The following is a 23,591-nucleotide window of genomic DNA, read 5'->3' on the forward strand; positions in this document are numbered from 1 at the left end:
AAACCCAGTGCTGTCTTAAGACTGCGCCTCGAAAGCTTTACCTGCCAATGACGGACACTTCCATGCACATTGATGATGCCATCCGTACACGCCGTTCCATCCGCGCGTTCAAATCCGACCCTGTTCCGCGGGACATCATCGATGATCTGCTGGACGTCGCCCGCCAGGCACCAAGCGGCACGAACGTTCAGCCCTGGCACATTCATGTGGTGATGGGAGAGGCCCGCAACAAGCTGGTCAGCGCTGTTCTTCAGCACCGTGAAAAACACCGCGAAGAAGGCGCTCCCGATTCATTTTCAGAGTACCCCCGCGCCTCAAAACGCAAGGAGCCCTACACCACGCGTATGCGCACCCTCGGCAAGGCCATGTACGGTCTGCTTGAAATCCCAAAGGGCGACCAGGAAGCCAACTGGCGCCAATGGGCACGTAACTACGAGTTTTTTGATGCGCCAGTTGGGTTGCTGTTCACCATCGACAAGGATCTTGAATACTCAAGCTGGGTCGATATGGGGATCATGCTTCAAACAATTATGCTGGCAGCGCGCGCCCGTGGCCTTGATACCTGCGCGCAGGGCGCCTGGAACAATTTTTGGACAGTTACCAAGGATGTGCTCGACATTCCCGATACGGAATATGTCGTCTGCGGCATGTCACTTGGATACGCCGACGAGAACGAGCCCGTGAACACACTTGTTGCAGAGCGCGAACCGCTATCAAAAATCGTGACGTTTCACGACAAGTAGGGTGGGCTAGAAACCAGACCGCTGAATACCGTTGGCACGGAAACGAAACGCCCGATCAATGGCTGGCCCGCCAAGGCTACGCCCGAACGCTGCGTCACGCGCCTGCCGGAACGCGATGTCACCATCAGCGCCATTTCCACTTTGCGCGCCACCGCGTCCGGCGCTGCCTGTCACGATGAAAAAGCCGCCGCCACTGGAGCAGCAATGACTCCCAAAGGCATTGCCCACGCCGCCGCTCAGGCTGCCAAGAGCCATGTGGCCATTAAGGCTGGGTGTCTGAGGTTCGACAGGTACATAGACCTCAGCATCCGCCCCCGACATCTGCCAGCTACGGTTTGCGTCACCAGCCTGAGCTGAAGATGCAAAAGCGCCTGCGGCGAAAGTCGCTGTCATGATCAGTGTCGCGATCAGTGATGCGAATGCTTTCATGGGTCCACCCTTTCAGCGGGATCAAGTCGAGATTTCAACATAAGCAATCCGGCGTAGAATTCCCACTTTGGCACAGCACATGGTTAAGATCGGACGTCAAATTAACCGTCTGTTGAGTATGTGCTCCGGCCCGTTATCCTCCCGCCCGTCAAAACATTCTCGATAAGTCTGAAGGGAGGGCCCGGTATGCCCGCACCAAAACAGTTTCTACCCCAGCCAACGCCAGAGACAGCGCATTTCTGGGAAGGCGCTAAGGCTGGCGAGCTTCGCCTGCAAAGATGCAGCGCTTGCGACCACGCCTACTTCCCCCCGCGGCCCTTCTGCCCTGATTGCGGCTCAAGGGATGTGGCCGTGTTCACAGCAAGCGGCAACGCCAAGCTCTACTCCTATGTCATCAACCACCGTCCCCGTCCGGACTTCGGCGAAGAACCCCATTCCATTGCGGTGGTGGAGCTCGCTGAAGGCCCGCGCATGATGACCAATATTGTGGGCTGCCCACAGACGCCCGAGGCACTGCAACTGGACATGCCCCTCAAGGTGACGTTCGAGGACAAATCTGACGACATCGCCCTGCCGAAATTCACGCCCGCAAACAGCCCGGCGGGAGCGTAACCATGGGACAGAAAACAACAGCAATCGTCGGCGCGGCTGAAACAACCGACCTTGGCAAAATACCGCATATGTCAGAGCTGATGCTGCACGCGGATGCAGCTCTCAACGCCCTTGACGATGCTGGCTTGAAAATCTCCGACATTGATGGCGTTGCCACAGCTGGCGAGAACCCGGGCACCCTCGCCTACTATCTGGGCATCACACCCACATGGGTGGATGGCACATCCGTCGGTGGCTGTTCATTCATGCTGCATGTGCGCCATGCCATGGCAGCCATTGAAGCGGGACTGTGCACAACGGTGCTTGTCACCCATGGCGAAAGCGGCAAGAGCCGCGTTGGCGTCAACCGTGGCGGCGGCCGAGGTCCCACAAGTCTCAACGGTCAGTTTGAAGTGCCATACGGTGTCATGGGGCCACCCTCCATGTTCACCATCCCGGTTCTGCGATATTTGCAGGACACGGGCACCACCATGGAGCAGCTGGCGTCGGTTGCCGTCGTTCAACGTGAATGGGCCGCAAAGAACCCGCGCGCCTACATGAAGGACCCGATCAGCGTTGATGATGTGCTCAATTCCAGGATGATTGCCTGGCCCTTCCGGCTACTCATGTGTTGCCTCGTCACAGATGGTGGGGGTGCGTTGATCATAACGTCAGCTGACCGCGCCAGGGATTTTCCCAATAAGCCTGTCTATATCCTTGGCACCGGCGAAAGCACCGAGACGCCCATGGTCAGTCAGATGGAGGACTTCACCACGTCGCGCGCCTTCCGCGTGGCAGGTCCTGCAGCCATGGCGTCCGCTGGCGTCAGCCACAGCGACATAGACCACATGATGATTTACGACGCTTTCGCGCATCTGCCGCTCTACGGACTTGAAGATCTGGGGTTCTGCGAGCGCGGAGAGGCCGGTGCCTTCATTGCCGAAGGCAACACGCGCCCGGGAGGCAAACTGCCCCTCAACACAAATGGGGGCGGTCTCTCTTATATGCATTCAGGCATGTACGGCATGTATGCTCTGCAGGAGAGCGTACGGCAGATGCGGGGCATAGCGCCTGCACAGGTGGAGGGCGCTGAAATCTCCATGTGTCACGGCGTTGGCGGTATGTTTGCAGCGTCCGGCTCCATCATCATGTCCAACGTCGCGCCATAACCAATGGTCTGAAGCTCAGTGTGCTGTTCCAATTGTTTTGGACAGCCACTGAGCCACAGGCTTCAGGGTCTTCAGTCGACCGCATACAAACTCCACGGCTTCCGGCGTGAACAGCTGCTTTGGATGTGGCTCCTGCGTGCCCATGTGAAAGCCTGAATGGCGGATCAAATCTGCCTGAATGCCACCAGCTTCCTTCACGGCCGGGTATCCGCGCGGCACTGTCTTGTATTTGGGCGTCCCACGCTCCCAGCCACCCGCCTGATGCGTCTTGGAAATGATGTCCGCAAACGCCTTTGCCGTTTTGGGATCAGCAATTGAATCCCGATAGGTCTTGAGGCCGGTTGGCCCAAAATCCATCATGCCGCAGCCAAGATGCAGCTGCGTTGGCGAGATGCGGAACCACAGGGCCGGCAGCTTACGGTCAAACGCGTCTCCCACCGGAAACATCAACGACAGATGCGGCTTGTACGGCGTCTTGTCCTTGGAAAACCGAACATCCTTGTTGATGCGCATGATCGATCCGTTCACCCGAGCCTCTGCCTTGGCGCCGGGAACTGCCTTGGCCAAGGGGCCAGCCATGGCGGATACAAAATCCTTGGCGGGCTGGAGATACAGTCCCTCATAGTCGGCCCGGTGAGCATCAAACCAGGCTTTTGAATTGTTCCTGTCCAGCATCCCCAGGAAATCCACCAGGTCCGGTGAGAAACCGTCAAAATCTGAAGCCACTTCCTTGCCCCTCATTCTCATTAAATTATGATCATAATTCTATAGGAATGAGGGGAAGTCTAGCTGGAATTCTTAAACGGACCGCGCGCCGTGAAAATGTAACCAAAAATTTAACTGTGGTGCGTTACACGCAGGAGGGGACATATCGTTGAGGGGTTATCAGATGGTCTATCAACTCGTTTATGTCAGCGCCGCGCAGGATGGATCCGTCAACACGACCATTGAGGACATCCTCGAAAAATCGCGCGAAAACAACGAACGCACGCAGATCACAGGCATGCTCATGGCCCATGACGGCAACTTCTTTCAGGTGCTTGAAGGTGATGAGGCAGCTGTTGCAGCCTGCTACGAGCGCATTCAACAAGATGAGCGCCACAAAGACCCGATAATCCTGATGACAAAGCATGTGGATACGCGAAGCTTTCCTCAATGGTCCATGGGCTACGCCTCACCGGAAGACCTGTCAGACGAACATCGCGACATCATCATTTCTCTGACCGGCTTGATCGACAATCTGGAGGCACAGTTCGAAAGCACAAGCCCGGAGATTTCGGTTCTCGCAGGCAGCTTCGTCCGCAGCTTCAGAGACTTTGGCCTGGCCTAATTGAAGATGCCTGGTTGAAGGGACCTGTTTGAAAGTGTGTGCAGAACGAAACGAGGCCCGACGAAGACGTCGAGCCTTTTTCGTCTGTCTGCCCCCGACGCTTTAACTGACGCTTATAGCTGGCGCTTAGCGCTCGGAGAAAGCTGTATCGAGAGACCGGAACACTGGCTTGAGCAGATAGCGCACGATCGACTTTGATCCGGTGACGATTTCTGCATTTACCACCATACCCGGCAAAACCAGATGCTTGGTCAGTCCGCTGCCCACAAAGTTGCGATCCAGCTTGATGGTCGCGTGGTAGAAATGTTCGCCACGATCATTCTCAAAAGTCGAAGCCGAAATTTTACTGACACTGCCTTCAAGTGCACCGAAGCGCGCCGGGTCATAGGTGGTCACACGCACATGTGCGCGGTCACCAATGGAAACGTGACCAATGTCCTTGGGGTCAACTTCGACCTGAGCCACCAGTTCGTCATCAATAGGTACAATTTCCAGAACCGGGTCACCGGGACGCACAACGTCACCCACGGACTTGACCGTCAGACCTTTGACAAGCCCACGCGCTGGCGCGCGCAGAGCAAGGCGTTTTACCCGGTCCTGCGCCTTGGCAATCTGATTGTTGACTTCTTCCAGCTCTCCCAAGGCACGGGCGCGATCACGCTTGGCCTCATCAAGCAGGCGGGCATTAATCTCTTTAAGGCTCAGCTCAGTCTCAAGCATCGCCTGTTCGACTTCAGCGACCCGGCCCTGCGTCGTAATCAGCTCACCACGGGTCTGTTCCACAGCGCGCTGGCTTTCAAGAAAAGCAATGCGGGAGACGAGCCCTTTTTCCAGCAGACCGCGACGCATCTCCATCTGTTCTTCCAGAATGCTGACCTGCGTCTCCAGATTGATGACACGACGTTCAAGGGAAGAAAGCTCGGCCTGGCGTTGCGCGATACGCGACCGCGCCACACCGCGCTGTTCAGCGCGAGAGGCGTCCTGAAGTTCCCATGCTTCCATCTGTTCGTCTGCAAGGTGCAGGAACTCTGCATCCACGTCGAACACGGGTTCCTGCTCATTCACAAAAGCAGCCTGACGTTCCGCAGTCAGTTGCAGCGACGCAGCTTTCGCGCGCGCCTGATCAAGGTCCGCGCCTGCAAGGGCTGGCTGAAACTGAACCAGCGCCTCACCCGCTTCAACAAGTGCACCGTTGCTGACCAGAATGTCACCGACAATGCCGCCTTCAAGATGTTTGACCGTCAGCACGGATCCGGCAGGTTCCACTTGGCCGGCAGCAACTGCCAGCTCACGAACAGTCGTCAGGGAGGCCCAGATGACAGCCATCCCGACAAAAAGGCTCACAACCGTCAGAACGAGACTTGCAACCCGAGGGGCTTTGCCTTCTTCAAGCGCAAGCGGCAGCGCCAGGAGTTTTTCATCCGGCGCACCCAACACACGGCGCTTGAGTTTGTGAAGACCCAGTTTCACTTCTAGCTCCCGAACAGCTCGGCAAGCACCTGATCCGGCGGACCATCCAGTGCCACGCGCCCCTGGTCAATAACGACAACACGATCAGCTATCTTCATATGGGACGGGCGTTGAGTAACCATTAAAACTGTAGCGTTCCCCTTAAGTTTTGCGAGTTTTTCGCGCAAAAGCTCGTCTCCCTCGTCGTCCAGATTGTTTGCTGGCTCATCAAAAAGGTAAATGGGCGCGTTTTTTACGTAGGCGCGGGCCAACGCAAAGCGTTGCTTCATGCCATCGGCCATCCGCCGCTGGAACTGATCCGTCATCCGCGTCTCAAGCCCCTCAGGGAGCGAGGCCACGAATTCGCCAAGGCCTGCATCTTTCAATGCGTTTTGAATGTCGTCTTCGCTGGCCGTGGGCTGGGCCAGGCGCATGTTCTGCGCCAGGGTGCCGTGGAACACCGATGTCCGCTGCGCCACATACCCGATCGACTGACGAAGATCCCCCGTGTCGAGTTGGCGAAGGTCATTGCCATCAATGCTGACTGCGCCAGCCTGAGGCATGTAGAGCGCGGAGCAAATCTTGAGAATGGTCGACTTGCCCGAGCCACTGGACCCGGTAATCGCAATCATTTCTCCGGGCTTCACAACAAAATCCACACCAACAAGGGCCGGCTCGGCACGCGGCGTATATCTGAAGCTCACTTTGCCAAAGGCGATACGGCCCTTGAAGCTGCGATAGAACGATTGCTGTTGACCCGGCGCGCGCTCCACCTGAATACGCATCAACTGATTGACTTGCGCCAGCGACTGCTTGACTTGCTCAATGCGGTTGATCCCAAGAAACGCCGCCTGAATAGGCGCAAGAAGCCGCCACACCAATGCCATGGTGGCAATGAGCGCACCGATGGTCATCATCTCTTCCATCACCATCAAGGTGCCAACAGCAAGGGTCGCCACGCCTGACGCCATCATCATGGACTGGCTCAGGGTTTGAACGATGACCCCTAGATGCGACACGGAGTGATGCGCCGCCGCCCCCTTGGCTGAGATGTCTCTGAAGCGTGTTTTCCAGTGCAGCCCATTGCCAGATTGTCGAACAACGCGCTGGTTCTCGATTGTTTCAATCAAGAATGCCTGACGCGCCGAGCGCGCCTCGCCCAGCTTGGCAACACGGGACTTGCTGATGGGCCAGGTGACAAGTCCAAGGATTGTGAACCCGACAATGAGAGCAACCGGCACAAAGCCGATGACCCCGCCAATCATGAAGACTGTTGCCAGGAACATGAGCAGGAATGGCAGATCAAGCGCTGAAGCCGCCAGCGGTCCGGTAAAGACCTCGCGGACGGTTTCAAACTGCTTGAGACGGGCAATCTGCGCACCGATTGGCGCACGCTCCGTCATGCTCACGGGCATGTTGAGAAGTTTTTGAAAGGCCGCTGCACCAATCAGCATGTCCAACCTTGCGCCGACATAGGCCAGCATCTGCCCTCTTACGAGCCGCAACCCGCAATCCGCCATCACAGCGAGCAGGACGCCGCCAAGGAAGAACGCAAGTGTGTCAGGCGACCGCGTCGCGACCACCTTGTCATACACACCCATGATGAAGAGCGGCACCACAACTGCAAAAATGTTGATGACGAAGGTCAGGGCAATGGCCTGCCAGATGACGGTCTTGAAACGCTTGACCACATCACCCAGCCAGTTGCGCTGAGCAGCCTTCTCCTGCTCTTCAAGGGATTCACTGGACTTGCGAATGTAGTAAGCGGTGCCAAGGGTCCCACTGGCGGAAACTTCAACCACGTCCCCCAGCACACCATCAAGCACCGTCAGCATGTCGCCATTGCGCTCAAGAACAAGGCCGGCTGTCTTGCCGTCCTGCTCAAACAGGCAAGGCAGCAACTCTGCGCGCAGATCAGCCAGCGTGGTGCGCTCAGGCACTGTTACGTAGTGCAGATTGGCCAACACCATCCGCAGGTCGGCAAGATCAAGAGAGTCCGCAAAGTGTGGCAGGGCTTCAGCCAGATGACGGGCTTCACCGCGCCAGCCCAGCGCATGAAGCAACGGCACCAGACATGCGCCGGTGGCGGATGTCGGCTGGAAACTTGAAATGCCACCGCCATGCAGCAGGTTTTCAAGACGCGGCGCGGATGCTGGCATACTCATGCAGCACCTCCTGCCTGAGCGGCTGCATCCCGATTGGTTTCTTCGCCCTGCGCCGTAGCCGCATCAGCGTCAGCTTCTGTCGCAGCCTCCGGTTCCACGGCCTGGCGTTGCGGGGCAAATTCGTGGTTGAGCCGCGCCCGCCCCTTGCGGATAGAGATCACGCGATCGGCCAGCCGAATGAGCGACGGCCGATGGCTGACGGCGATGATCGTGATTTTGCCTTTGAGCTCCATCAGTGCATCTGTCAGTTGGGTGTCTGCCTTGCGGTCAAGTCCGGCATTGGCTTCATCAAAGAGCAGAATGCGGGCATCACGCGCCAGGGCGCGGGCAATCACAATGCGTTGCATCATGCCGCCGGGGAGTTCATCGGAAATGCCCTGACTGACTTCTGTGTCATAGCCCTGCGGCAGCCGGTGAATGTCTTCCTCAAGGCCGATCATCCGCGCAGCTTCACGCGCGCGGTCAATGGCATCGCCTTCGCGAAACATCGTGAGGTTCTCTAGAATGGTGCCTTTGAAGAGCGTTGCCATGGCCGGCATGTACGCAATGTCCAGCGCCAGGTCGTCGCGCCGCGCGCCGCTTGCCTCATATTGGTCAATGAAGACCTGCCCCTCATCAGGCGCCAGCTCACCCATGATCATTTTGAGCAGCGTCGACTTACCGTCGCCTTCAGGCCCCGTAAGGGCAAGCATCTCGCCGGGCTTCACAATAAGGCTGAACTTGTCGAGAAGGGCATCACCCTCGCCATAGCGGAAAGTGACGTCGCGGAACGACACGTTGCCCTTGAGGTCGTCGATGCGGACAGGTTCGCTTTGCGGCGCCGCGTCCATTTCCTGAAGTTCGGCCACCTGCGCCCGCGCAACATCAAGGCTTTGGAGTTGCGTCCATACGCTCATCCCCTTGAGAAGAGGCTGCAACGCCCGACCACCCAGCAATGTGCAGGCAGCCAATCCGCCCACGGACAATGACCCGCCAATCACCAGCAAGGCCCCGGCAGAGACAATCAGGATCATGGTGAGGTTGGAGATGATGCCACCGATGGTCTGAACCAAATTGCCCAGAACGATGGATTTGTAGGCAGATCCCGCGCCCGTGCTCTGCAGCCGCTCGTAGCGGCGCTGCATCTGCGGCTCCATGGCCATGCTCTTGATCGTCTGGATGCCTGACAGCGCTTCAATGATGAAGCTGTAGCGGCGGTCATCAAGCTCGGCGCGCTGGGCCTGGCGTTCCTTGAGCGCACGCCCGGCAAAGATGGAAACCACCGCCAGCAACGCAATCATGGCCAGAGGGACGAGTACCACCGGCCCACCAATGACAAAGATCAGTCCAAGGAAGATAAACAGGAATGGCAGGTCCACCAGCAGCAGCCGGGACTGCCCGCCGTAAAACTCTCGCAATGTATCGATGGCCTGCAATCGGTCCAGGTGGACACCGGGAGGTGCCTTTTCGATTTCCGCCGGGCTTGCATATAGAAACCGGCCAACCAGTTCCGTCGCGGTTCGATGCTCAAACTGTGCAGCAGCCCACCCCACCACATGGGCGCGGGCGATCTTCAACGTGGCATCAAGAACCAGGACGACGGCGAGACCACCCAGCAGCAACCCGAAAGTACCAAGCGCCTCGTTAGGAAGAATACGGTCATACACCTGCAGAATGACCATGGGCAGACCAAGCGCCAGGATGTTGATGGCGAGCGAAGACACCCAGACAGCACGGCTCAGCCGAGGCGGCACGACACCGCTCTCGCTGTCCTCAGCCCCAAAGCCCATTTTCCGCATAAGACTTTGCTTTACGGTAGGCGGGGTATCAGCTGCTTGCTCTTCCACTGACGGAAAATCCAATTCGGGTTCTCTCGATCCCCGATTGGTAAACGTCAACATTTTCTACTTAGTTAATTCAAATTTTAATGGCCGCAGTTTTGGGCCAAAAACACACACCCTGTAAGTTGCGCAAAGCGGTAAATACACGCATTGGGAGAGAAATTTCCCGGCCGCTCTTTACCAGTTCCTTAAAGCAAGACTTAACCGGTCTTGTTTCAAACTGTTCTCAACACTGAGGGAAGTTGCGTCCGCCGTTTGCCGGCCTTTTCGGCAACAGGCGCATCGCCTCTCACAAGACGCCACTCCAGAAAGTTTGGGCGGCGTATGTTTTGAACAGGAGTTCGAGTATGGCTGACGGTCAGGACACCAACAGCACCCCTAGCCCGAAAAAAGACAGCGACGCTGCCGAAGCGTTCCGTCTGGACAGTGCCAATGCCACTGCCCGCGACGAAGCGGTTGAACGTGCGCGCGACTATGGCTCTCTCGATGTCCTGCAGGGGGAAAGTGACCCCGCAAATCCCAACATCCACACAGGGACCCGTGTCCCCCTGGATCCGGGCACGACAGATGGCACCGTTGGAGCACCCAACACAGATACCGCCTTTGTTGGCTCAAGTGTGACACCTGAAGGCGCATCTACCGGAGGCAATAACGGCAACCTCGGTACCACGAGCGGCGCCGTCTCCTATACAGAGACATCGATTGAACCCACCGACGTCCCCCCCGCCGCGACTCTTGAAAACACAGACCTTGATGAGACGCTGACCACCGGCATTTCCACGCTGGAAGCGCTGACCGACCGCATCGCACGGCTGGCCGACAACCCGAATGGCGGACAGGGCGCGGAAGCAGAGACAACGGCCGCAGCGGCACAAGATGCAGCACAGGCCCCTGTGTTGCCGGAAAATGACGACGACACGGAAATCGTCAACCGTCCGCCAACAGACATTCTGCTCGACAATGCCGGCGTCTTTGAAAATGCAGCGCCAGGTACCGTTGTGGCTGTTCTCAGCGCAATTGATCCGGATTCAGGTGAAGTCTTCACCTATGAGATCGTCGGTTCATCGGACATGTTCGAGATTGTCGGCAATGCCGTTCTCGTCAAGGAAGGCGCTGTCCTCGATCATGAGGCGTTGGCCTCCGTTGACCTGCCCCTGCGCGTGACGGACAGCTCAGGAAATGTCTACTTCGAGACGGTAACCCTGGACATCGTGGACGTCAACGAAGTTGCGACGGACATCGCACTGGACAACACCAATATTGCTGAAAACGCCGCGGGTGGCGTTGTTGGCACACTCTCCACCACGGACCAGGACGCCGGTGACACCCATACCTATGCGGTGTCTGATGATCGCTTTGAAGTGGTGGGCGGACAGCTCAAGCTCAAAGACGGCGTCGCGCTTGATCATGAAGCCGCAGAAACAATTTCCATCGACGTGACGACCACGGACACAGGAGGCCTTTCATACACAGAAACCTTCACTGTCGCTGTCGATGACGTCAATGAAGTCGCCACTGACATTACCCTCGATAACACAAGTGTGGCTGAAAACACTGCAGGTGCCGTGATCGGCACCCTGTCCACCACAGACCAGGATGCAGGCGACACCCACAGCTATTCTGTGTCTGACGCCCGTTTTGAAGTCGTCGACGGCGAGCTGAAGCTGAAAGACGGCGTGGCGCTTGATCATGAAGCCAGCGACAGCATCTCAATTGATGTCACCACAACCGACGCCGGTGGCCTGAGCCGTACCGAGACGTTCAACATCTCAGTCGGCGACGTCAATGAAGTTGCAACTGACATCGCCCTGGACAACACGTCGGTTGCCGAAAACGCAGCTGGCGCAATCATTGGGAACCTGTCAACGACAGATCCCGATGCAGGAGACACTCACAGCTACTCAGTCTCTGACACACGCTTCGAAGTCGTCGACGGTCAGCTGAAATTGAAAGACAGCGTGGCGTTGGATCATGAGTCCGGCGACAGCATCTCCATCGATGTTACGACAACGGACGCTGGCGGCCTGAGCCGCACCGAAACATTTAGCGTGGCCGTTGGCGACGTGAATGAAGTTGCCACGGACATTGCGCTCGACAACACAACTGTTGCCGAGAATGCAGCCGGTGCCGTCATCGGCACCCTGACGACGACTGACGTGGATGATGGCGATACGCACACCTACTCCGTTTCAGATGCCCGCTTTGAAGTTGTTGATGGCAATCTGAAGCTGAGGGACGGCGTCGCGCTCGACCATGAAGCTGGCGACAGTGTGTCCATCGACGTGACAACAACCGATGCTGGCGGCCTGTCACGCACCGAGACATTCAACATCTCTGTCGGCGACGAAAACGAAGTCGCGACAGACATTGCACTCGACAATACGTCCGTAGCCGAAAACGCTGCTGGCGCAGTGGTCGGCACCCTGTCCACGACAGATGTGGATGACAGCGACACGCACAGCTATGCCGTGTCTGACAACCGGTTCGAAGTCGTTGACGGCCAGCTGAAACTGAAAGATGGCGTCGCGCTCGACCATGAAGCAGGCGACAGCGTTTCCATCGACGTCACAACCACAGATGCTGGCGGCCTGTCACGCACAGAGACATTCAACATCTCTGTCGGCGACGAAAACGAAGTCGCGACAGACATTGCACTCGACAATACGTCCGTAGCCGAAAATGCTGCCGGAGCTGTCGTTGGAGCGCTTTCCACGACAGACGTGGATGATGGCGATACCCATACCTACACCGTATCCGACGCTCGCTTCGAGGTTGTCGACGGCAATCTGAAGCTCAAGGACGGCGTATCTCTTGATCATGAGACCACCGACAGTGTGTCCCTTGATGTCATCACCACAGATGCAGGAGGCCTGAGCCGTACGGAAACCTTCAACATCTCAGTTGGCGACGTAAATGAAGCGCCAATGGATATTGCGCTGAATGACGGCACATTTGCGCCTGCCGATTTTTCAGGACAGGACGGCGATAGCTCCGGCACCAGCATCAGTGAGCGCGGTCTTGAAACAGACCAGGCCGTCGTCTCGATCTCGTTCACGACAGCTGACAATACGAGCGGGGCGCAGACCCTGTTTGAAACAGGTGGCAGCGGCACCGGCCTCAACATCGTCATCGAAGACGGTCAGCTCAATGTATATGCGGGCTCCGGCAACAATCTCGAGCTGAGTGTGCCGATTGACGGCGAGACCTCCTACAACATGGCACTGGAGCTCGACAAAACGAGCAATACGCTCAAGCTCCTTCTGTCCGATGATCTGAGCCCGGGCGAGATGACGGAGGCCAATAGCCTTGCCGCCTCAAGAACCGACTGGACCGATACCGACTGGGACGGTGGCGACAATCTGGCTATTGGCAATGCATCCGGCAGCACTCAGGGCAGCGTTGGCGGAGACTTCCTTGGCACCATCGATGGGCCGGGCGTTCGCGTATTCGCGGATTCAGATCTGAATGACGTCAACCAGCTGGAACAATCCAACGCCTCCATCAACGAAAATGATGCAGGTGCTGTTGTGGGAGATCTGTCCACATCTGATGTAGATGCTGGTGATACGCACACCTACACAGTCTCGGACAATCGCTTTGAAGTCGTAGACGGACAGCTCAAGCTCAAGGATGGTGTCTCACTGGACCATGAAACCGAAAGCACGGTTTCCATGGATGTGACGACCACTGATTCAGGTGGTCTGACCCATACCGAAACCTTCACGGTTGCCATCGACGACGTGAACGAAGCACCCGTTGACATCACGCTCAGCGACGCGGATTACATCAGCGCTGACTATAACGGCCAGGACGGCGACAGCTCCTCCGACAGCATCAGCGATCGGGGTCTTGAAACGGATTCCGCCGTCGTAGCCGTCTCGTTCACAACTTCGGAAGACACCGGCGGCGCGCAGACCCTGTTTGAAACAGGTGGTGGCGGAACCGGCCTCAACGTCGTGATTGAGGATGGTCAGCTCAACATCTATGCGGGCTCAGGAAACAACCTGGAACTGAGCGTGCCTGTTGATGGCGCCACGTCTTACAACCTGGCTCTCGAGCTCGACAAAACCAGCAATACACTGAAACTCCTGCTGTCAGACGAGCTATCCCCCGGTGACATGACCGAGGCGAACAGCCTGGTTGCATCAAAGACCGACTGGAACGACAGCGATTGGGACGGTGGCGACACAATGAGTGTCGGCCATACGACCAGCAGCACCCAGGGCGGCGTTGGCGGCGAGTTTCTTGGCACCATCGACGGACCCGGTGTCCGCGTGTTTGCCAATGCTGACCTGGACTCCATCAAGGCAAACGGTGTCGGCGGTACGGTTGAAGAGAACGAAGCCGGCGCCGTGGTTGGCAAGCTCTCCACAACAGATGTGGATGCTGGCGATAGCCACTCATATGCCGTGTCTGACGACCGTTTCGAAGTTGTCGGCGGCCAGCTGAAGCTGAAAGATGGCGTATCCCTCGACCATGAAACAGCTGAGAGCGTTGCCGTCGATGTCACAACCACCGACACCGGCGGCCTGTCGCACACAGAAACGTTCACCGTCACCGTTGGTGATGCAAACGAAGCCGCCTCAGACATCAACCTCGACAACACTTCTGTTGCTGAGAATGCCGCTGGTGCCGTCGTCGGCACCCTGTCAACGACTGACACGGACTCCGGCGATACGCACACCTACTCCGTTTCAGATGCCCGCTTTGAAGTTGTTGATGGCAATCTGAAGCTGAAGGACGGCGTCGCGCTCGACCATGAAGCGGGCGACAGTGTTTCCATCGACGTCACAACAACCGATGCTGGCGGCCTGTCACGCACCGAGACATTCAACATCTCTGTCGGCGACGTGAACGAAGTCGCCACCGACATTGCGCTCGACAATACGTCTGTTGCTGAAAACGCGGCTGGCGCTGTCATTGGCACCCTGTCCACGACAGATGTGGATGACGGCGACACGCACAGCTATGCCGTGTCTGACAACCGGTTCGAAGTTGTCGACGGTCAGCTGAAGCTGAAAGATGGTGTCGCACTCGATCATGAAGCTGGTGACAGCGTTTCCATCAACGTCACAACCACCGATGCTGGCGGCCTGTCACGCACCGAGACATTCAACATCTCTGTCGGCGACGAAAACGAAGTCGCGACAGACATTGCACTCGACAATACGTCCGTAGCCGAAAATGCGGCCGGTGCTGTCGTTGGAGCGCTTTCCACAACAGACGTGGATGATGGCGATACCCATACCTACACCGTGTCCGATGCTCGCTTTGAGGTTGTCGACGGCAATCTGAAGCTCAAGGACGGCGTGTCTCTTGATCACGAAGCCGGCGAGAGCATTTCCATCGACGTTACAACCACGGACGCAGGCGGCCTTTCCCGTACAGAAAGCTTTGATATCGCAGTTGGCGATGTCAACGAAGTCGCGACCGACATTGCACTCGACAATACCTCCGTTGCGGAAAACGCAGCCGGGGCTGTCGTTGGCACCCTGTCCACTACTGATGCAGACGACGGTGACACACACAGCTACGCCGTTTCCGACAGCCGCTTTGAAGTGGTTGATGGCGAATTGAAACTGAAGGACGGCGTCGCGCTCGATCATGAAGCAGGCGACAGCGTTTCCATCGACGTGACGACAACCGATGCAGGTGGCTTGAGCCGGACGGAGACATTCAACATCTCTGTAGGCGATGTGAATGAAGTCGCCACCGACATTGCGCTCGACAATACGTCCGTTGCTGAAAATGCCGCCGGTGCCGTGGTTGGCACCCTGTCGACCACCGATGTGGATGATGGCGACACACATAGCTATAGCGTTTCCGACAGCCGCTTCGAAGTGGTTGATGGCGAGCTGAAGCTCAAGGACGGCGTCAGCCTTGATCACGAATCCGGTGACAGCGTCTCCCTTGACGTGACGACCACTGATGCAGGTGGCCTTGCACGCACCGAGACTTTCAACATCACCGTCGGCGATGCGAATGAAGTTGCCTCGGACATCGCCCTGGACAACACCTCCGTCGCGGAGAATGCGGCCGGTGCCGTAGTCGGTAGCCTGTCAACCACCGATGTAGATGATGGCGACACACATAGCTACAGCGTCTCCGACGCTCGCTTTGAGGTGGTCGACGGAGAACTGAAGCTCAAGGACGGCGTCTCGCTCGATCACGAAGCCGGTGACAGCGTCTCCCTTGACGTCACAACCACGGACGCAGGCGGCCTGTCACGCACAGAGACGTTCAACATCTCCGTGGGCGACGTGAATGAAGTCGCCACGGATATCGCCCTGGACAATACGTCTGTTGCTGAAAATGCCGCTGGCGCTGTGGTCGGCACGCTCTCCACAACGGATGTGGATGATGGCGACACACACAGCTACGCCGTTTCCGACAACCGTTTTGAGGTTGTGGATGGCGAACTGAAGCTCAAGGACGGTGTAAGCCTTGACCACGAAAGTGGCGACAGCATCTCGCTTGATGTGACAACAACAGATGCAGGTGGTTTGGCCCGCACAGAGACATTCAACATCTCTGTCGGCGACGAAAACGAAGTCGCCACGGATATCGCCCTCGACAACACCTCAGTTGCCGAGAACGCAGCCGGTGCTGTGGTCGGCACTCTGTCCACCACCGACGCAGATGATGGCGACACGCACAGCTACGCGGTTTCCGACACCCGCTTTGAGGTGGTCGACGGAGAACTGAAGCTCAAGGATGGCGTATCGCTGGACCATGAAGCAGGCGACAACATCTCCATTGATGTCACCACAACAGATGCAGGCGGTCTGTCCCGCACAGAGAGCTTCGACATCGCGGTTGGCGATGTAAACGAAGTTGCGACCGACATCGCTTTGGACAACACAACTGTTGCCGAGAACAACGCTGGCGCCGTCATTGGCAATCTGGCCACAACAGATCCCGACGCAGGTGACACCCACAGCTATTCAGTCTCAGACAACCGCTTTGAGGTCGTTGATGGCGAACTGAAGCTCAAGGATGGCGTAAGCCTCGACAGCAATGATGCGGGCACTGTCTCCATCGACGTCACCACGACGGATGCCGGCGGGCTGTCTCGCACGGAGAGTTTTGACATTGCGGTCAGCAACGTCAACGAAGCTGCGACCGACATCTCCCTGGACAATACGTCCGTGGCTGAAAACGCCGCTGGCGCTGTCGTTGGCACCTTGTCTACAACTGACGCGGATGTGGGCGACACGCACACATACACCGTCTCCGACGCTCGCTTTGAAGTGGTCGATGGCGAGTTGAAACTGAAAGACGGCGTGTCTCTTGATCACGAAGCTGGTGACAGCGTTTCAATCGATGTCACCACGACGGATGCCGGAGGTCTGTCTTTCACAGAGAGCTTTGACATTGCCGTTGGCGACGTCAATGAAGTCGCGACGGACATCGCGCTGGACAATACGTCCGTTGCCGAGAATGCCGCAGGCGCCGTTGTCGGCACCCTGTCCACAACAGACGTGGATGATGGCGACACCCACAGCTACAGCGTGTCCGACGCCCGGTTTGAAGTCGTCGACGGTGAGCTGAAGCTGAAAGACGGCGTGTCTCTTGATCACGAAGCTGGTGACTCTGTCTCGATTGACGTGACTACCACCGATGCTGGTGGCCTGAGCCGTACAGAATCCTTCTCGATCACAGTCGGTGATGAGAACGAGGTTGCAACCGACATTGCACTCGACAACACGTCAGTGGCAGAAAATGCCGCAGGTGCCGTCGTTGGCACCCTGTCGACAACTGATCCTGATGCGGGCGACACCCACAGCTACAGTGTGTCCGACACCCGCTTTGAGGTGGTCGATGGCGAATTGAAACTGAAAGACGGTGTCAGCCTCGACCATGAAGCCGGTGACAGCGTCTCCCTTGATGTCACAACCACCGATGCCGGCGGCCTGTCCCGCACCGAAACCTTCACGATTTCGGTCGGCGACGAAAACGAGGTCGCAACAGACATCAGCCTGGACAACACATCCGTTGCCGAGAACGCAGCCGGCGCCGTGGTCGGCACTCTCTCCACCACAGATGTGGATGATGGCGACACCCACAGCTATGCCGTCTCCGACAATCGCTTTGAGGTTGTCGATGGTGAGTTGAAGCTCAAGGACGGCGTGGCCCTTGATCACGAAGCTGGCGACAGCATTTCCATCAACGTCACCACAACAGACGCGGGTGGCCTGTCACGCACCGAGAGCTTCGACATTGCTGTTGGCGATGTAAACGAAGTTGCTACGGACATCAGCCTCGACAACACAACGGTTGCCGAGAATGCAGCAGGTGCCGTGGTTGGCACCCTGTCCACAACCGATGTGGATGACGGCGATACCCATAGCTATGCCGTCTCGGACAATCGCTTTGAAGTGGTTGACGGTGAACTGAAACTGAAAGACGGCGTCAGCCTTGATCATGAAGCCGGTGACAGTGTCTCCATCGATGTAACAACCACGGATGCAGGCGGCCTCTCGCGGACAGAGACATTCAACATCTCCGTTGGTGACGAAAACGAGGTTGCAACCGACATTGCCCTCGACAACACGTCAGTGGCCGAGAATGCTGCCGGTGCTGTTGTTGGCGCTCTTTCAACAACCGATGCAGATGCTGGCGACACCCATACCTACACAGTCTCAGACAACCGATTTGAGGTCGTTGACGGCAACCTGAAGCTCAAGGACGGCGTGGCACTGGATCACGAGGCTGGCGACAGCATTTCGATTGACGTCACCACAACGGACGCAGGCGGCTTGTCCCGCACCGAAAGCTTCGACATTGCCGTTAGTGATGTGAACGAAGTTGCGACGGACATCAGCCTGGACAACACAACTGTCGCCGAGAATGCAGCAGGCGCCGTGGTCGGCACCCTGTCCACAACCGACGTAGATGAGGGCGACACACATAGCTACGCTGTCTCCGACACTCGCTTTGAGGTTGTCGACGGCGAGCTGAAGCTGAAAGACGGCGTCTCGCTCGACCACGAAGCGGGCGACAGCGTCTCAATCGACGTCACAACCACCGATGCAGGTGGCCTGTCGCGCACGGAGACGTTCAACATATCCGTAGGCGATGTGGACGAAATTGCGTCTGCACCAACCCTGGATATCGGTGACACCACGCGCACAGTCTTCTCCGAGGACTTCGAGAGTTGGACTGGATCAGTCGTAGACGAAGGCGGCGATCACATTGCGGCTCAGAACGGCTGGTCCTCGGATGGCGTTGTAGAAGTCCGCGACACTGGAGCTGGGGGCAACGGCTCAGAAACCGGCTCAATCCACCACATCGAACTGAATAACGATCCAACCGACAGCTATGAAGATGCGCCAAACATAGCGCGTTCAGTTGATACGGTGGACGGCGGCACCTACACAGTGACGTTCGATTACGCACCGCGTCCTGGTTACGACGCAACAGTCAACCAGATTGAAGTGGTGTGGGACGGCCAGGTCGTGGCCACAATCTCCGCAGACGGCACGAGTGATACCGCCCTCAACTGGCAATCTCACACACTGACACTGTCAGGTGACGGCAATCCGGCTGAGATCGAATTCCGCGAAGCAGGCACAGATACCGATTACGGTCGCGGCATGATGCTCGACAACATCCAGATGGTTGAAACACTTGAGAACGCCGCAAGCGGTGTTGAAGGTGGAACCATTGATCTGCCGGACATCACAGCCTCTCTGACGGACACAGATGGCTCAGAGAGCCTGGCAGTGACTGTCAGCGCCATCCCTGAAGGCGCCGTGCTGACCGACGGCACGAACACCTTTACAGCGAGCGCTGGCAATACATCCGTAGATGTGTCCGGTTGGGATATGGATGGCATGTCCATCACCACGCCAGACAACTACACCGGTACAGCGGCCCTTCAGGTCACTGCAACGTCCACGGAGTCAGAAGGCGGCGCCACATCGTCCACTTCAAGCACATTGAATGTGTATGTGGAAAATGTGGAAGAAGCCGCGACCGACATTGCTCTGGATGGCTCGACGGTTACAGAGAATGCAGCTGGTGCAGTTGTCGGCTCTCTCAGTGTCACGGACGCTGATGTTGGCGACACGCATACATACGCTGTATCTGACAGTCGATTTGAAGTCGTCGGTGGCGATCTGAAGCTGAAGGACGGCGTAAGCCTTGATTTCGAGGCAGAACCCACGGTCGACGTCACCGTGACCGTCACGGATTCAGCCGGACTGACCTATGCCGAAGACTTCACGGTCAACGTGTCCGATGTGGACGAGACAGTTACGCTGTTCAGCGAAAACTTCTCAGGCATTGCAGACTTCACGCAATCGGACTCTGGCAGCTCGGCTTGGTCGGCAGAAGGTGAAAACACCGACTTTGGCTCCAGCTCTCAGCATGGTGTCCGTGACGAGTCCTACAAGATGGGTCAAACCACGGATGACAGTAATGACAACGAGTCCGTTGCAGTTTGGCGCAGTGAACAGATCGACATTGCAGGCAAAACCGGCCTTACGTTGAGCTTTGACCTGACCGCAAGCGGCGACATGGAAGAAAGCGGTTCGTGGCACGACTTCTTCAAGGCATATGCAGTTGTTGACGGTGAGCGAACTGAACTGATGGTTCAGGACGGCGACGCAGGCATATCTGGTACCCAGAGCATCTCTCTGACCAATATTCCGGTCGGCAATGAAGTAACGATCGAGTTTGAAGGAAAGACGACAACCTCAAGCGAGTTCTACAACTTTGACAATGTAGAGCTGACCTCAAGCGGCGGCACAAGCGTTGACCTTGGAAACGCCGGTACACCTGACGGCTGGACGCCTGAAGAAGTGATCTATGCGGACGGAGGCGACGACGAAGACGGCTCCTCGGATGATGAGCTGATGATCGGCGGCTCCGGCGACAACAAGCTCGACGGTAAAGACGGCGACGACGAGCTTCGTGGCGGCGATGGCGAAGACGAGCTTAAGGGAGACGACGGCGACGACACCCTGTATGGCGGCGCCGACGACGATAAACTCAAGGGCGAAGATGACAACGACTACCTTGATGGTGGTTCCGGCGACGATGAGCTCGATGGCGGTAAAGGCAACGACATCCTCCTCGGCGGCACCGGCGACGATGAACTCGACGGTGGAGATGGCAACGACGTCCTGCGCGGCGGAGCAGGTGACGATGACCTGGACGGCGGCAAAGGCGATGACGTCTTCTTCTTCGGGATGGGCGACGGCAGCGACACCGCCGATGGCGGCGGCAATGGCTGGACCGACACCATCCGGCTTGAAAACGAAGACGGCACGTCGCTTTCATCCGGCGACTGGACCCTCAGCCTGGATGACGGCTCCATCCAGAGCCAGGATGGAGACTCCATCGATCTGTCAGAAGATGCCTCAGGCATCATCACGCTGACCGACGGCAGCGAGATCAGCTTCGAGGGCATTGAACGCATCGAGTGGTAACCCACAGCTGCATTCGCGAAAAACAAAGGCGCTGACCAGAAATGGTCAGCGCCTTTTGCTTTTGGACCCAACCTCTCATGCCTGAGAGGAAATGGTGGGCGCGGCTGGGATTGAACCAGCGACCCCTACGATGTCACCGTAGTGCTCTCCCACTGAGCTACGCGCCCTCACCTGAACCATCAGGAAGGTGGGTCTGCCTTATTCGCGGCAGGGCGAACCATATATCGGGATTGAAGACCCGGTGCAACCGTCTTCCGCATGAAGCCACTGCCCTTCCAGCTAGTCTGAGGCGTCTGCTTCTATCCGCACAAACACCGCCGCCACGCCACCTCCGGCCGCTGCAAAAAGGGCCGCAACGAACATGGCCGTCCCGAACCCCTCCACCAAAGACGCCAGACCGGCGTCACCCGCCGCCAGCACCGGGCCAATCAGGGCGGTCGCGATCAGGCCTGCAGACCGTGCCACAGCATTGTTCACACCAGACGCCACACCGGCGAAGTCTCCGGGTACAGCATCCATGACCGCCGTGGTGAGCGGTGCTACACTCGCCGCCGTGCCGACAGCCATGATGACAAGAGGCGGCAGCATATCGGTCCAGTAGCTGAACACGTCTGCCGGCACAAAGGACAACCAGAAAAACCCAACCGCCACCAGTAGCGGACCAACGGTCAAAACCAGGCGCACGCCAAGCCGGCCCGCCAGACCGCCAAGGACCGGCGACAGAAATCCGAGGATGAGCGGCATGGGCAGCATTGCCAGACCGGTCTCAATGGCGGTGAAGCCAAAGCCGGTAATGAGCGTATAGGGCAGCAACACCAGCAACCCGCCCAGTGCACCGTACAAAAACAGCGTCAGTACCGAGATCGCCGAAAAATCAGGTGTACCAAACAACTGAAGCGGCATCATCGCGCGATCCCCAAGCCGTTTTTCAACACCAATGAAGGCGACAAAACAGAGCACCCCAACACCCAGAGGTCCAGCCACAAGCACGTCAGAAATACCCGCTTCTGGTAGCCGGACCAGCGCCCAGACAATCATCGCCAAGGCAAGAGTGACCAAAGCAGCCCCGGACCAGTCCAGGGGCGCCGCTGCATCGCTTGTTTCGCAGCTTTCACTGATCGCCCATTGACCGATTGCGATTGCGGCCGCAGCGCCCGGCACAACAATCAGAAAGGCCCAACGCCAATCCGCAACATCAACAATCCATCCACCGAGTATGGGTGCCGCTGCCCCTGCAAACGCCCCTGCCGCCGCCCAGATGCCGATTGCTCGCCCCCGCGCTGCACCCTTGAAGGCGGCAGCGATGATCGCGAGGCTGTTGGGAGCAAGCAGGGCCGCACCGATGCCCTGGACGATGCGTGCGACAAGCAAGGTGGAAATCTCAGGCGCAAGGGCGCAGGCAAGACTGCCGACGGCAAACAGAAAGAGTCCGACCTGAAAAATGAGCTTGCGCCCATAGTGGTCGCCCAAAGCACCCCCCATCAGCACCAGCGCACCAACTGGCAACAGGTAGGAATTGATGATCCATTGAGCCCCGGTTGCCCCGACACCAAGGTCATTCAGCATGGACGGAAGCGCGATGTTGACAATAGACCCTTCAACAAAGGCGAGGCTGGACGCCAGTATCGTCGCCACAAGCGTCCCGGTTTCGTTGACGCATGGCGTCACCTTGTCCGGCTTTGCGATGCTTTCATCGCAAGGAGGTGCAAGCGCAGTGGGCATGGCGAACTCCACGCAGAGCGCGCGTCACGGGAATACGCAACGCGTCCGTCTGCGCCCAAAGCTTAGCCGACGGTCACGACAAGGAAATATGGATATTTGAAAAGCAGGGCAGCCGGATTGGGCTAGGCTGCCAACAGCCGATCAACTTCCTGCACGAGTTCGCGCAGGTGGAAGGGCTTGGAAAGAACGCGGGCTTCTTTCGGCGCTTCTGATTCAGGATTGAGCGCAACAGCCGCAAAGCCCGTAATGAACATGATCTTGAGTGTTGGATCGAGTTCCGCAGCGCGACGCGCCAGCTCGATGCCATCCATTTCCGGCATCACAATGTCCGTCAGAAGGACATCAAACACGTCGCCGATGAGTTTTTCGTGGGCCAGGTCGCCGCTGCCATAGGAAATGACGCTATGACCGGCTTTTTCCAAGGCGTTGGCCAGAAAGCGCCGCATGCTCTCATCATCTTCAGCCAACAAAATACGCGCCATGGTCTGAGCCCCCGAATTCCCGCTCTTTTTTACCGAATCGACGTCTCCAAACGCCCCCGGTATGGCTTCGTTTATAGGAACCGAATGGTAAACGCAGAGTTAGCGCCGACAGCTGACAGCAAATAAACGCCTCAAAATCAAAGCTTTTGCGCCACGCAGCAGCCAAAAAGGGCGCATGGGCATTAAAACCCGACCTGCGCGTGCTACATTAAGGCTCCAGCCGTGCTCCTCTAGGTGCCGGACATTTGGCACCACG

The 23,591-nt window shown here is 57.5% G+C and carries 12 protein-coding genes and 1 tRNA gene; 5 read left to right on the forward strand and 8 right to left on the reverse strand.

Annotated features, from left to right (window positions below; all coding sequences use genetic code 11):
- Window positions 1-62 precede the first annotated feature (62 nt).
- The gene (locus BN1012_RS11900; protein ID WP_244442898.1) at window positions 63-743 is read left to right on the forward strand and encodes a nitroreductase; all 681 of its coding nucleotides are present in this window, start codon (window positions 63-65) and stop codon (window positions 741-743) included.
- A 6-nt stretch (window positions 744-749) separates the two neighbouring features.
- On the opposite strand, the gene BN1012_RS11905 is transcribed toward BN1012_RS11900, so the two are convergent.
- Window positions 750-1,172, reverse strand: a complete 423-nt coding sequence (locus BN1012_RS11905; RefSeq protein ID WP_043949783.1) for a hypothetical protein — start codon at window positions 1,170-1,172, stop codon at window positions 750-752.
- A gap of 186 nt (window positions 1,173-1,358) precedes the next feature.
- Here BN1012_RS11905 and BN1012_RS17875 point away from each other — a divergent pair, with 186 nt between their 5' ends.
- The gene (locus BN1012_RS17875) at window positions 1,359-1,784 is read left to right on the forward strand and encodes an OB-fold domain-containing protein (protein ID WP_043949784.1); all 426 of its coding nucleotides are present in this window, start codon (window positions 1,359-1,361) and stop codon (window positions 1,782-1,784) included.
- 2 nt (window positions 1,785-1,786) lie between these two features.
- On the forward strand, window positions 1,787-2,932 hold the full coding sequence (locus BN1012_RS11915; protein ID WP_043949785.1) for a thiolase C-terminal domain-containing protein: 1,146 nt from the start codon (window positions 1,787-1,789) through the stop codon (window positions 2,930-2,932).
- Window positions 2,933-2,947: 15 nt separating this feature from the next.
- Here the strand turns inward: BN1012_RS11915 and BN1012_RS16980 are convergent, their stop codons facing one another.
- Window positions 2,948-3,658 (reverse strand): DUF2461 domain-containing protein, encoded by a 711-nt coding sequence (locus BN1012_RS16980; RefSeq protein WP_171815957.1) that lies wholly within the window; start codon window positions 3,656-3,658, stop codon window positions 2,948-2,950.
- A 163-nt stretch (window positions 3,659-3,821) separates the two neighbouring features.
- Here BN1012_RS16980 and BN1012_RS11925 point away from each other — a divergent pair, with 163 nt between their 5' ends.
- A complete protein-coding gene (locus BN1012_RS11925; protein WP_052535174.1) occupies window positions 3,822-4,262 on the forward strand; it encodes a BLUF domain-containing protein in 441 nt (146 codons plus the stop codon).
- Window positions 4,263-4,388: 126 nt separating this feature from the next.
- Here BN1012_RS11925 and BN1012_RS11930 read toward each other — a convergent pair whose 3' ends face one another.
- Genes BN1012_RS11930 through BN1012_RS11940 form a run of 3 tightly spaced genes read right to left on the reverse strand, consistent with a single transcriptional unit; the run spans window position 4,389 to window position 9,654 of the window.
- On the reverse strand, window positions 4,389-5,732 hold the full coding sequence (locus BN1012_RS11930) for an HlyD family type I secretion periplasmic adaptor subunit (protein WP_052535175.1): 1,344 nt from the start codon (window positions 5,730-5,732) through the stop codon (window positions 4,389-4,391).
- 2 nt (window positions 5,733-5,734) lie between these two features.
- The gene (locus BN1012_RS11935; protein ID WP_043949786.1) at window positions 5,735-7,876 is read right to left on the reverse strand and encodes a peptidase domain-containing ABC transporter; all 2,142 of its coding nucleotides are present in this window, start codon (window positions 7,874-7,876) and stop codon (window positions 5,735-5,737) included.
- Complete coding sequence (locus BN1012_RS11940) at window positions 7,873-9,654, reverse strand: peptidase domain-containing ABC transporter (protein ID WP_171815958.1); 1,782 nt, start codon at window positions 9,652-9,654, stop codon at window positions 7,873-7,875. Before BN1012_RS11940 ends, BN1012_RS11935 begins: the two co-directional genes overlap by 4 nt.
- 389 nt (window positions 9,655-10,043) lie before the next feature.
- Here BN1012_RS11940 and BN1012_RS11945 point away from each other — a divergent pair, with 389 nt between their 5' ends.
- Window positions 10,044-21,131 carry a hypothetical protein gene (locus BN1012_RS11945; RefSeq protein WP_043949787.1) on the forward strand — a complete coding sequence of 3,696 codons (11,088 nt, stop codon included), beginning with the start codon at window positions 10,044-10,046 and terminating at the stop codon, window positions 21,129-21,131.
- A 92-nt stretch (window positions 21,132-21,223) separates the two neighbouring features.
- Here BN1012_RS11945 and BN1012_RS11950 read toward each other — a convergent pair.
- The 3 genes from BN1012_RS11950 to cpdR all read right to left on the reverse strand — a co-directional run bounded on the left by BN1012_RS11950 (window position 21,224) and on the right by cpdR (window position 23,335).
- Window positions 21,224-21,298: transfer RNA gene (locus BN1012_RS11950), tRNA-Val, on the reverse strand.
- Between the two features lie 112 nt (window positions 21,299-21,410).
- Window positions 21,411-22,853, reverse strand: a complete 1,443-nt coding sequence (locus BN1012_RS11955) for an MFS transporter (protein ID WP_052535178.1) — start codon at window positions 22,851-22,853, stop codon at window positions 21,411-21,413.
- Between the two features lie 122 nt (window positions 22,854-22,975).
- Entirely contained in the window at window positions 22,976-23,335 is a 360-nt protein-coding gene (cpdR, locus tag BN1012_RS11960; protein ID WP_043949788.1) for a cell cycle two-component system response regulator CpdR, read from the reverse strand.
- Window positions 23,336-23,591 lie beyond the last annotated feature (256 nt).

Origin of the sequence: Candidatus Phaeomarinobacter ectocarpi, from assembly GCF_000689395.1 — a bacterium.
Lineage (GTDB): Bacteria > Pseudomonadota > Alphaproteobacteria > CGMCC-115125 > CGMCC-115125 > Pyruvatibacter > Pyruvatibacter ectocarpi.

Bases quoted from the DNA above. Each gene is read 5' to 3' on its own strand.
- BN1012_RS11935 (WP_043949786.1), bottom strand. From the start codon at position 7,876: ATGAGTATGCCAGCATCCGCGCCGCGTCTTGAAAACCTGCTGCATGGC.
- BN1012_RS11900 (WP_244442898.1), top strand. From the start codon at position 63: ATGCACATTGATGATGCCATCCGTACACGCCGTTCCATCCGCGCGTTC.
- BN1012_RS11915 (WP_043949785.1), top strand. From the start codon at position 1,787: ATGGGACAGAAAACAACAGCAATCGTCGGCGCGGCTGAAACAACCGAC.
- BN1012_RS11940 (WP_171815958.1), bottom strand. From the start codon at position 9,654: ATGCGGAAAATGGGCTTTGGGGCTGAGGACAGCGAGAGCGGTGTCGTG.
- BN1012_RS11925 (WP_052535174.1), top strand. From the start codon at position 3,822: ATGGTCTATCAACTCGTTTATGTCAGCGCCGCGCAGGATGGATCCGTC.
- BN1012_RS17875 (WP_043949784.1), top strand. From the start codon at position 1,359: ATGCCCGCACCAAAACAGTTTCTACCCCAGCCAACGCCAGAGACAGCG.
- BN1012_RS11945 (WP_043949787.1), top strand. From the start codon at position 10,044: ATGGCTGACGGTCAGGACACCAACAGCACCCCTAGCCCGAAAAAAGAC.
- cpdR (WP_043949788.1), bottom strand. From the start codon at position 23,335: ATGGCGCGTATTTTGTTGGCTGAAGATGATGAGAGCATGCGGCGCTTT.
- BN1012_RS11905 (WP_043949783.1), bottom strand. From the start codon at position 1,172: ATGAAAGCATTCGCATCACTGATCGCGACACTGATCATGACAGCGACT.
- BN1012_RS11955 (WP_052535178.1), bottom strand. From the start codon at position 22,853: ATGCCCACTGCGCTTGCACCTCCTTGCGATGAAAGCATCGCAAAGCCG.